The sequence below is a fragment of the Pseudoalteromonas luteoviolacea NCIMB 1942 genome, assembly GCF_001625595.1.
GTDB classification, from domain to species: Bacteria; Pseudomonadota; Gammaproteobacteria; order Enterobacterales; family Alteromonadaceae; genus Pseudoalteromonas; species Pseudoalteromonas luteoviolacea_A.
On record NZ_AUXT01000041.1, the window covers coordinates 1 to 9,060 of the forward strand.

General features: G+C 40.1%; 6 protein-coding genes and 1 pseudogene. 3 read left to right on the forward strand and 4 right to left on the reverse strand.

Annotation, left to right across the window (positions count from 1 at the left end; all coding sequences use genetic code 11):
- Nucleotides 1-132: 132 nt before the first annotated feature.
- The 4 genes from N482_RS03440 to def form a co-directional block, all read right to left on the reverse strand.
- Nucleotides 133-2,889, reverse strand: coding sequence for an Ig-like domain-containing protein (locus N482_RS03440; RefSeq protein WP_063375754.1), 2,757 nt, complete (start codon nucleotides 2,887-2,889; stop codon nucleotides 133-135).
- A complete protein-coding gene (locus tag N482_RS03445; RefSeq protein ID WP_155730464.1) occupies nucleotides 2,879-3,625 on the reverse strand; it encodes a hypothetical protein in 747 nt (248 codons plus the stop codon). Before N482_RS03445 ends, N482_RS03440 begins: the two co-directional genes overlap by 11 nt.
- Before the next feature lie 361 nt (nucleotides 3,626-3,986).
- Complete coding sequence (locus tag N482_RS03450) at nucleotides 3,987-4,883, reverse strand: LysR substrate-binding domain-containing protein (protein WP_063375756.1); 897 nt, start codon at nucleotides 4,881-4,883, stop codon at nucleotides 3,987-3,989.
- Nucleotides 4,884-5,646: 763 nt separating this feature from the next.
- Nucleotides 5,647-6,183: a peptide deformylase gene (def, locus tag N482_RS03455; protein ID WP_063375757.1), complete on the reverse strand. Its 537-nt coding sequence runs from the start codon at nucleotides 6,181-6,183 to the stop codon at nucleotides 5,647-5,649.
- A 549-nt stretch (nucleotides 6,184-6,732) separates the two neighbouring features.
- On the opposite strand from def, the gene N482_RS03460 reads away from it, so the two are divergent.
- The 3 genes and pseudogenes from N482_RS03460 (at nucleotide 6,733) to N482_RS03470 (ending at nucleotide 9,004) form a co-directional block, all read left to right on the forward strand.
- Nucleotides 6,733-7,044, forward strand: coding sequence for a hypothetical protein (locus tag N482_RS03460; RefSeq protein WP_063375758.1), 312 nt, complete (start codon nucleotides 6,733-6,735; stop codon nucleotides 7,042-7,044).
- A gap of 340 nt (nucleotides 7,045-7,384) precedes the next feature.
- Nucleotides 7,385-7,930 carry a GbsR/MarR family transcriptional regulator gene (locus tag N482_RS03465; protein ID WP_063375759.1) on the forward strand — a complete coding sequence of 182 codons (546 nt, stop codon included), beginning with the start codon at nucleotides 7,385-7,387 and terminating at the stop codon, nucleotides 7,928-7,930.
- Nucleotides 7,931-7,946: 16 nt separating this feature from the next.
- Nucleotides 7,947-9,004: pseudogene (locus N482_RS03470) on the forward strand (cytochrome ubiquinol oxidase subunit I).
- The last annotated feature ends 56 nt before the right edge of the window (nucleotides 9,005-9,060 follow it).

The window sequence follows — 9,060 nt, forward strand, 5'->3', positions numbered from 1 at the left end:
GCAAACCCGGGGCGATTCAAAAGAGCAGAAGTTCAACTATTTAGGAAACAAGACCCATTGGAGGGTAAGTAGAAGGTTTGGCTCAGAGTGTGTTGGCTGGGAAGCACATAGTTAGCGCTTCCCTTGTTCAATTTACTCTCGACACTCAGAAATAGTTTTCCATACAAACATCCAAGGGCTGTCGCTAGAGTTTAAAGCTGGATTATCATTATAACTCCACCAATTGGCTTTGAATAACATGCCTTCGTAGTAAACAATACTGTCTTTAATAAAAGCGCTCCCTATGTCCCAACGCTGGTGGTCGGCACATCGAGGCAGTACTTTTTCTACAGAAATCCGCACATCCGCGGTCGATGATAGACCGCGACTATCATTAATTGTATATCTAAAGCTGTCTAGACCTAAATAGTCAGTCGGGGGGATATAATTTAGGCTATCGCCAGCAAGCGTGACTTTACCACCCTGAATTGAGGTATTTTGGAAAGACTCTATTATCAGAGTGTCTCCGTCAGGGTCTCGGTCATTTAATAGTGCTGGTATTGTTGTTTCTTCATTGAGCGGGGCGATGAAATGGTCATCCACAGCAACGGGGGCGTTGTTCTGTGCAACTAATAGTTTGGCGACTGTGGTGTTGTATACACTGGCGTTTTCTTTACTACGTGTTTCTATAATCAGCTCGTCATAATTACCTATAGTAACAGACGTTGGCACTTTAACTTTTAACTCAATGGTTTTGGTGCTATTTGCGGGAATATTGTGATCTTTAATAAAAGAAAGCGCAGAGCCCGCGGTAGAGGAAACAAGTAATTCAATATTGTGCTGTATGTCATCGCGGTTAGTAAGCAAGACTTGAATTATTTTCTCTTCTCCCGGTTCGACGGTTGACCATTCCGGACTTGCTTTGAGGTCAAAAGGTTGAGTTGAGATGACATTTGGTAATTCACGGGTAAAAGTACCTCCAGAGTCTAGTTGGCCAGCAAGGTGAAGCTGAAAGGCTTGCTCTGGTACAACAAATTCAGCGCTGAAACGCCTCTGGTGTGTCGGCTCTTTTAGCAAGGGAATACTTTTTATCAAGCTTCCATTAGTATCAACTAGTTGCAAGACAACGTCTCTAGGTGTTTGAGAAAAGCGTACTTTGGCATTAACTGCCTGTCCAATCGTAGGCTGTCCTACTAGGGGGACTAACTCGACATGTCGTATTTCTTTCTCTGGTACTTGATACAGTTTTACATCATTAATTTTGAAAGAAGATTTTGCAAAAGCGCGTATTGGATATGTACCATCTGTGCCTGATAACTGTAATTGATAATGGCCAGCAAGTGCGTCTGAGATAGAAATTGCGACAAGGCTACTTAATCGTCGCGTTATTACTTTTACATCATTTGTGATGTCTTTGCCTGCGGGGTCGAGAAGTTTGATTCTTGGAAAAACCGTATTCTGTCCTTTCATAATAATGAGAGAAAGGGAGTTGCCTGCTACTGTTTCATCAACATTAATGGTTTCGACGGCTGTTTTTCCAGCAGATGAATTGACTTGTCGGTTGGCTAATGTTGTGCTTCCTTGATCACTTAACGCTAAGTAAATAGGCAACACACTAGCAATTTCACGCCGGTTGATTTTAAAGCTTAGACCACCGGTTTCATAGGATAGTCTCTCGAATTGTTCGATTGAATTGAGGCTTCTGAGTTGGGGTTCAATCGGAAAATCGATGCTGACATTTTTTTGCTCACTTTCTTCTACTGAGCGAAATGAAGAGCATGTTCCCGTTAAAAAAGTGTTTATCTTAACACCCTGAATGATTGCACGTGCGCGTGCTGCACCGACCAAAGCAGGACTGCGTGGCGAAGCATCAGTAAATAATGCAATTTCACCGCCTCGTGCATATAAATCTCCGCGTCTAGCCGTAAATTGGTTTAATGCAGTATGTAATGCAGCGCCTGATGCTTCTGGGCAATCACCACCACCCCAAACGCGAATCGAATTGACTTTATTTCTGAAGCTTTCGATATCACAAATGAGGCCGTGATCTGAAGGGTTATCTTTGAATGTTACAAGACCTAGAGTGGGGGATTCTCCAGCTGTTAGTTTGCTATCTAATAGACTATTAACCGATGACTTAACACCTGCAATATCAGCCCCCATGCTACCTGTGTCGTCAATCACAAAGTAAATTTTTGATTGCTCTTTTTTGAGCATATTTTTGTAGTAGCCAGCACGTGTAGAAAATTGTTGTTCGATTTTTTGGTATAGGTTATCTAAAAACTTTTGTGTAAGTGCTTCGGCGGCTTCTTTCGCGGCTACAAAACTATCACCATTTGGCTGACTATCATTGTCTTTATTCAAAAACTTGTGACAGCACTCACCGTCGGGCATACCTGTGCATTGTGTGATTCCGGGCTTAAGAGAGAGAAAGCCTGAAAGAGAAAAGTAACCAGTTACAAGTCCATCGGGCGCAAAGTTGTTATCTTGATCACAATGAAATTTGGCACCGTTTTGTAGTGCGAACATGTCATCAATATTATGATTATTGTCGACAGAGTTACTATGGGACACAATATCTTGAACTGTGTGTAGGGCTTCTCCAAGTGCATCGAGGGCTCTGCGCTTGTCACAACTTTCTAGTGCTGTAATAATTTCATTGGTTTTTTCTGTCAACCGAGTAGAGGCAAGATCTAGCACATTGTTGTCTGCATGGGCAGCTTCAACATGTGGCTCTGCAACATCTGTGTAGTAGTTAGAATCAGAGACTTCATCTGTAGAACCAGAATGAAAACCTTCTTTTTTAAGCACCGAGTTGGTGATGTTTTCATGTATTCCTTGTTTAAAGGCCAAAGTCTGTGTGCTGGTCAAAGCGAGCAAGAGCAAAGCCATATAGCGATTATTCTTCATAGTTTTCCTTTCCTTTTATTTTTCCTTTTACAACTGACTTATTACTTTTGTTTATGTAAAAAAATACAGGCCCTCCTTTTTCATAGTCCAGTGTGTGTTGAAAGCAGATGCAGTTTGATTCAATTTTGTACTGTGTTGATAAGCGTGAATTATTCAAGTCGAACGCGTGAATATAGACATCTTTTAATCCTCTGTTTCCATAAGAAGACATAAGGTACAGTGTCTCTTCATCAGTACTGAGTGCCAAATCGTGAACAGTGAACTGGTTTATAGCACCTTGCTTAAGTACTTGGATATGCTGAAATTCTGAGCCGTTAAAGATATAAATAGATGCGTCTTTTAGTACGATAATGTCATTGAATTTTTCCCTGAAAATCGCAGCAGAGCGGTGAGGTAAGGTGTGTTTACTAGATAGCACTTTTTTTATGGTATGGCCGATTCGATAGACCGACAACTGCTGTGTGATCAGATTATTTGACTTCACACTGAGCGGTGGGGTGTGGCCTAAATCGAGGCTGTGGCTTTTTGATAGTAAGTGGTATTTTGACTTGTGTTTGGTTTTATCAGTGCATATAAGTAGTTCTTTTTCCAAGTCAACGATGGCATAAAAGTCCCAACCGTGAAAACGGCATGTTTTAAAAATGGGGTGGTCATCTGAGACAATGCTGATACGATTGCTGGAAAAATAATACCTACTCTCCGAATTGTAAGGCAGGGTGTCAAACTGCTCAATCATAGCTTTATCATCGCACGCCATTAAAAACAGTAAAATGGAAATTAATAAACTAGATCTCATCCTTTACAACTAATTTCGTGTTAATTTCAATCAAAAATATATCTTTTATGTAATATTTTGTAAATTAAGATGTGTTTCTTGAGTGGCTTTAAGCCCATTTTTTTGTCCTGCGTCAAACTTTCATCGTGAGTGTCACTTTTTGTGTTTAATAAGAATGTGGTTACTGATGGTGATTTTTAATCAAATTAGTGGGTAACGTATGATATGTACTGCGTGAGAAAGTGTCCCATATAAATAGTTATTGGTGAGTTTGACCAGTTACTGATAGGAAACACACGCAAAGGTGAGATAGCACGAGAGCTTAACTGTGCTTCATTTCTTTATTGAGCCAGTCGGTAAATATTTTAAGTCTTGCTAGTCTCGGAGAATTTGTGTCGTAGACAAAATATCTCTTTACTGTGTTTGGGTGCGGTAGTTTGTAGGGAATAACAAGTGCGCCACTATCGAGTAGTTTTTGACATAAGTATGGAGCAGCCAGCGTGACGCCGTGGCCACTAGCGACAGCACTAATTGCCATATCGGTCGAGTTTACTTTTGTCCAAAGAGTATGATGTTCAATATCTGTAACGCCTGCGGCTTTAAACCAAGTTGGCCAATCGTAAGGACCTTCATGAGTCAAAGTCACTATATGCTGGGATAATAAGTTTGCTGGGTCACTTAAATCTATTTGTTGCGCCAAGCTGATTGCACAAATAGGGTAAACAGGTGATTCGCCAAAATATTCACAGATAAAATGATTCTGTGTATGTTGTTCGACTGAGGTGCCAAACCGAATTGCTAAATCTATATGCGCCTGTTTCAAATCAATAAAGCTTGCCGATGAGGATACGTTGATTTGAATATTTGGGTACCTATTTGTGAAACCCTGTAGCCTTGGCATCAGCCAAAGTGAAATAAAAGCCTGTGTTGAGGTAATCGTCAATTCACCATCGATTTCTTCTTTTTGTACTTGGTTTATTCCTTTATTTAATATAGTGAGCCCTTTTTGAGTATGTTCGAAAAGCTCAACTCCCTGCTGAGTGAGCAGCATTTTCTTTCCTTTACGAATAAACAGGCGGGTATTGAGCGCAGCTTCGAGTTGCCTTATTTGTTGACTGACAGCCGCTTGAGAAATGCACAATTCTTGTGCTGCAAGGCTGTAACTATTGTGCCGAGCTGCACATTCTAACGTTACCAGCAGATTGATATTTTTAAACACGTGACTTTGATAATTGTCTATTTATTTTCTTTATTATAAGCAGAACTTATAATAAAAGTCGATTTTCACTAAGAACAAACATGAACTATATACTATAACCATACTACGGTTAGCTTCAAAAAAGAAACAAACGACTCAACAACCCCCAACAGTCTTTTTTACTCGGGAAATTTACTCTAATTTGTATTTAGGAAAGGCCTTGTTTCCTAAATAATTGAACTTCTGCTCTTTTGTATGATCAGAACAAAAAATATAACGCAACCCAAGCCACTATGAAAAAGAAAATTAAGAACTGGTCAACCTATAATCGAGCATTGACACAGCGCAGTAATATTACCATTTCGTACAGTGATGACGCGGTACAGTGATGACGCCGTCCAACAATATTTAATCTAGCTCTAGTTTATTCATGTAGTAAAGCTCCATAAAGTGTTTAGATTGCCTTACTTGCACTGACCTTTGGCGTCTAAAAGTACCACTTTCATAGAGCTTATCTATTTCTGCCTCAAAAAGGTTTTGTTAGTGCCTGACATGGTCTCCAATATCAATGGGCATCTATTTCATCTATTCAATTTAGTTTACTAGAAACATGTCCTACTGTAGGAGTGAGTTAAAACTCCAAGCTATGGCTGTTAAAAGGCGTATGAAATACATTCAAGTAACGTAAAAACCTTGACTTCCTCATCGCTGCCCTCGTAAGAGAGTGGTCCAATTTATTAGTGTTGCCGAGCCATCCCAGATGAGAAGACAGTACAACGCTATCCTAAACGTTCGGTGCAAAATGCTCATACCAATAGCTTTCGCTTACCAAGTCTTGAACAGACTCTACTCGGTCTACAAAGGTTAATCCGTCTAGATGATCCATTTCATGTTGGAAAATTCGCGCAATAAAATCTGTGTATACAGCGTGATGTTCTTGACCTCTTTGGTCATAGTACTTAACTTTGATTTGTTTATGTCTAGGTACGAGTCCTCGTATGCTCGGCACACTTAAACACCCTTCCCAGCCTTTTTCTTTATCAATACTTGCTTCAATGACTTCCGGGTTAATAATTGCAGTCGGTTGCATTAATGGTGCATCAGGGTAACGTGCATTTGGTTTGGAACACATAATAAAAATTCGCACACTTTTGAATATTTGTGGCGCGGCAATACCAACTCCACCAGCTTGTTCTACAATGTTCATCATTTCGGATATTAGATCTTGGCATTGAGTAGAGCGAATATCTTTAACGGCCTTAGCATGTTCTTTCAATATTGGGTGTCCGAGCTGGGCAATATCGGTGGTTTTTGTACTCATGGAATTTCTTCATTGTAGTGTTATGTTCATTTTAATTATAAGCTGAGTAAAATCAGAAAGGTAATATAAGATCGTAGACCTTCCCTAGTCGACTTTGGATCAGTGTTCCCGCGTCTAACAGGCTAGCACTTAGAAGGCTAAACGATTGGTCGCCTGAAGTATGAACCGTAGCAAGACGGCAGCTTCCTTTAGTCGCTGAACATTCGCAGCCAAAACAGGTGGCACAAGCTATCGTAGCGACTTTATTGACTAGGAACGCTTAGGGCGGACTGAGAAACAATACAAAACGTTATTATAGAAATAGTATCTAAGCCTCAAATTGCCAAAGGACTGAAAGCAACAATTATTTCGTCAAGTTCAGGCTCTATGATTTATCGATAGCCCAAATTGGGCGACTCATGTAATCGATAATTGTTTAATGGGAATTGTTTTAAATGCAATACAGCCAACTGTGTGACCTAGAGCTTGTCGAAGCCAGTTCGAGAAAAGGATTGTATGCTTAGCAAAATGGCAACTAGCGTGGACAGACAAAAGGTTCGCAAATAAAAAATGAAGCCTGTTATTGGAGAGTGGGCAATTAATGTCGATATAGCGTTTAGCGAATTGTTAAAGTGTTCGGCTGCGGAACGGTCTTCAATTGTTAGGCGAGTTGCGGCTGAAATGCTGAACCGAGATCTTCAAAGTCTGGGCAAGGAAGCAATTCAGCTAGCGAACGTATTTGCTTCAGATAAACCCTCAGCGGTTGCAGAAAGAGGCAAGCTTGCGCTAAAAAACAAGAAGAAGCTAGCATTGATTAAAGTCTGTAGGTTTCGATTATTGTACTTTAATCAAAGTCAGGTTTGTTTGAAAGTCGAAACCTAATTTTAATAGGCGAGTTGGCAATAGCCGCAACTAGCTCTTTAAAGATACTCGAATTCAAGAAGTTAATTGTCCGACTTTCCTTTCATAAAACTATTGATTAAGCGTTTCTAACCTCGAACTTAAACCTCAATCTATACAAACTTGCTTAATTATCCGTCACAAATTTCAATATTTACCAAAACATGTAAAAGTTGTGGGTTTCACAATATACAAATTATGTAAAAGCGACTAGATTACAGTCTGGGAATGGGTACTGATTCATTTGTGTCAAATTAAGCATAAATCTGAGTCAAATACCCTTATATATTTAACTTTCAATAATTACTGAACGCTTAGAATTATGAACTTATCACCAAAAATCGAAAACTTCGTGCTCCATTGCGGTGAAATGGGCAGTCGTTGGGGTTTTAACAGAACGATTGGACAAATGGTAGGGCTGCTTGTAATAAACGAGCACCCACTCACTGCCAATCAAATAGCAGAAGCGCTAAAAATTTCTCGCGGTAACGTGAGCATGGGTATTAAAGAGTTGCAGTCTTGGCAATTAGTCAAAGTACACCATGTCCCCGGCGATAGAAAAGAATACTATGCTCCTAACGGTACTATATGGGACCTTGCTAACAAAGTCTTTGAAGAAAGGCGAAAGCGAGAGATTGACCCTACTCTTACATTGCTACGTGATCAAATATTAGATTCAGCAAATTCACCAGAAGAAAAGTACGCTCAGGAGCAAATGCAATCCATACACGACCTACTTGAAACAGTAACTAAGTGGTCGGCTGAATTGCAAAGGTTGACACCTGACCAATTGCAGTCATTGATGAAGCTTGGCTCATCAGTAAGTAAGGTGATCGACCTCAAGGACAAGTTATTGAAAAAGTCGTAAATAACAGAGGTGTGTCATGCTTGATACCTTATTGCTGTCGCGAATTCAGTTCGCGACTAATATAAGCTTCCATATACTTTTCCCGACCATATCCATTGCGTTAGCTTGGTTTTTGGTTTTTTTAAAGTCAGGTATATTCAAACAAATCAGCCCGTTTGGCTCAGGTCTTATCGGTTTTGGGTGAAGATTTTCGCCCTAACCTTCGCGCTTGGTGTTGTTAGTGGCATCACTATGTCGTTTCAGTTTGGCACCAATTGGCCGGGCTTTATGGAGCGTGTAGGTAACATTGCTGGACCGTTGCTTGGATATGAAGTACTGACTGCTTTCTTTATGGAAGCTACATTTTTGGGCGTAATGTTATTTGGAATGAAGCGTGTAAGCCCCCGGGTACACACCCTTTATACTGTTATCGTGGCAATTGGCACCACAATTTCGGCGTTTTGGATTTTATCCCTAAACAGCTGGATGCATACACCAACGGGCCATGAAATTATTGATGGTGTCTTTTATCCAAAGGATTGGTTCGAAATAATTTTTAACCCTTCATTCGGTTATCGTCTAAGCCACATGTTATTGGCTTCTGGCATTACCGCATCATTTTTAGTCGCAGGTATTAGCGCTTACAGATTACTGAAAGACGATCACAAACACGCACCAAAACTTACGCTTAAAGTAGCGCTCACCGTTGCAGTTATTTTGACTCCTTTACAAGCATTTGTGGGTGATTTACACGGGTTAAATACTTTTAAGCATCAACCACAAAAAGTGGTTGCAATGGAAGGTGTTTGGGAAACCGAAAAAGGAGCACCGTTATTACTGTTTGCAATACCAAACGAAAAAACTAGAGATAATGATTTTGAAATAGCGATACCAAACTTAGCCAGTTTAATTTTAACGCACGAGATGGAAGGTGAAATTAAAGGGCTCAATGAATTCGAAGGAGCTCACCCTCCTGTTAAACCCGTGTTTTTTGGTTTTAGAGTAATGGTTGGTCTTGGGTTATTAATGATTTTAGTCGCCGTCATTACTCGGTATGGAGGGCGTTCAAAATTCTGTGTCAGCTTAAAAAGTTAAATATCAAGCACGCTATCTAAACGCCCTTCAAAATAAATCGCTAACTGAGATAAACA

Bases quoted from the DNA above. Each gene is read 5' to 3' on its own strand.
- N482_RS03440 (WP_063375754.1), bottom strand. From the start codon at position 2,889: ATGAAGAATAATCGCTATATGGCTTTGCTCTTGCTCGCTTTGACCAGC.
- N482_RS03445 (WP_155730464.1), bottom strand. From the start codon at position 3,625: ATGATTGAGCAGTTTGACACCCTGCCTTACAATTCGGAGAGTAGGTAT.
- def (WP_063375757.1), bottom strand. From the start codon at position 6,183: ATGAGTACAAAAACCACCGATATTGCCCAGCTCGGACACCCAATATTG.
- N482_RS03460 (WP_063375758.1), top strand. From the start codon at position 6,733: ATGAAGCCTGTTATTGGAGAGTGGGCAATTAATGTCGATATAGCGTTT.
- N482_RS03465 (WP_063375759.1), top strand. From the start codon at position 7,385: ATGAACTTATCACCAAAAATCGAAAACTTCGTGCTCCATTGCGGTGAA.